This window comes from Actinomadura logoneensis, from assembly GCF_003428695.1.
Taxonomy (GTDB): domain Bacteria; phylum Actinomycetota; class Actinomycetes; order Streptosporangiales; family Streptosporangiaceae; genus Spirillospora; species Spirillospora logoneensis.
This window is the reverse complement of the sequence record NZ_QURH01000519.1, coordinates 1-1,391: the sequence shown is the minus strand read 5'-3', so window position 1 is coordinate 1,391 and position 1,391 is coordinate 1. Positions and strand designations below refer to the sequence as shown.

2 protein-coding genes are annotated in these 1,391 nt (G+C 74.6%); both read left to right on the top strand.

The window, feature by feature from the left end; genetic code table 11:
- Nucleotides 1-273: 273 nt before the first annotated feature.
- Nucleotides 274-459, top strand: a complete 186-nt coding sequence (locus DZF91_RS23775) for a hypothetical protein (protein WP_117359539.1) — start codon at nucleotides 274-276, stop codon at nucleotides 457-459.
- A gap of 422 nt (nucleotides 460-881) precedes the next feature.
- On the top strand, nucleotides 882-1,391 hold a 510-nt coding region (locus DZF91_RS23770), incomplete at its 3' end, for a Uma2 family endonuclease (RefSeq protein ID WP_147341328.1).

Below are 1,391 nucleotides of genomic sequence, written 5' to 3'. Positions count from 1 at the left end.
CGTCCCGCGCCCCGGCGGCCCCGCCGACCGCCCGGACGCCCCGCTCCCCGCGCCCTGATCCCCCCGCACCGCCGCCCTCGCCACCACGCGCCGCCGCCCTCACCACCACGCGCCGCGCCGGCCGAACCGCCGCCCGCGTCCGGACGGGTGTTTGATCAGGGCCGAAATTCGGTCGGGGGCCGGACCCCGAATCTGTCCGCCGTTTCGTCCGTTCCGTTCCGGGGCAGCCGTGCGACGACGGCGACCGCCGTCACCACGGAAGGAGACCCCGCGATGGCGTACCGATACCGCCCCCACCTCGGACTGCTCGGGGCGCTCTACCTGATCGCCGGGGTGTTCGTGGCCTGGAACCGCGGCTACCTCACCAGCGACCTGCTGCGCCGCATCGCGAGCGCGCTGCTGGCGATCCTGCTCTGGTTCCTGGTCCTGCTCGGCGCCGACCTGCACATCCACGGCTGACCATGACCGGGCCCACCACATCCGGGGGGACGCCGGGGGCAGGCTTCCCTCCCGGATCCGGTCATATCCGCGCCCGGAACACGGGGATAGTTTCCGAATCATGATGAGTGGTGGATGCAGTTGCGGACACGGTGGCGGTTGCTCCTGCCCGAAGGGTTGCTCCTGCGGCTGCAACGGCTGACCGAACCCCGACCCGACCGACCGGTGCCCGCCGTCCTCCCCCGGACGGCGGGCCTACCTCTGTCCCCGGACGAGGGACTACCTCCGCCCGCGGCGCGCCGACGTGACGGACCCGAGGGACGCGGCGGGCCGGTTCTTTGCCCCGCGAAGATGATCATCCCGGCCGCGTCGGCCGTGGTCCGTCGCGGCCGGTCGGCTACGCTCGGCGAGATGATGATCACTCGTCCCCGGCCCTGGCGGCCATGACCGCGACGGCCGGCCACCCGCACGGGCCCTACACGCTCTACGACCTGGAGGAGCTGCCCGAGGAGGGCCGCCGCCACGAGCTGGCCGACGGCTGGCTGCACGAGCTGCCGGGCGACCTGTGGCACGACAACGCCGCCGAGCGGCTGCGCGCGATCCTCAAGCAGGCGGCGCGGCAGGCGACGGCCGACGTGCACGTGGCGGGCGGCCCGCAGGAGGTGGCGACGTCCGCGGGCATCCGCCGTCCGGACGTGTTCGTGGTGGAGCGGGACGTCGCCCGGCTCGCGCTGGAGCGCCGCGCCCGCACCTACTACGGCCCCGACCTGCTGCTCGTCGCGGAGGTCGTCACGCCGCGGACGGCCAGCGAGCGCACCGACCGGGTCCGCAAGGTCGCCGAGTACGCCGCCACCGGCATCCCGCACTACTGGATCGTGGACCTGGAGCCCCGGCCGTCGGTGACCGTCCTGGAACTGGACGGCCGCCGCGCCCGGCCCGCCTACCGGGCGCGG

What these genes read in the sequence shown, in the direction of transcription:
- DZF91_RS23775 (WP_117359539.1), top strand. Translation starts at nt 274, where the DNA reads ATGGCGTACCGATACCGCCCCCACCTCGGACTGCTCGGGGCGCTCTAC.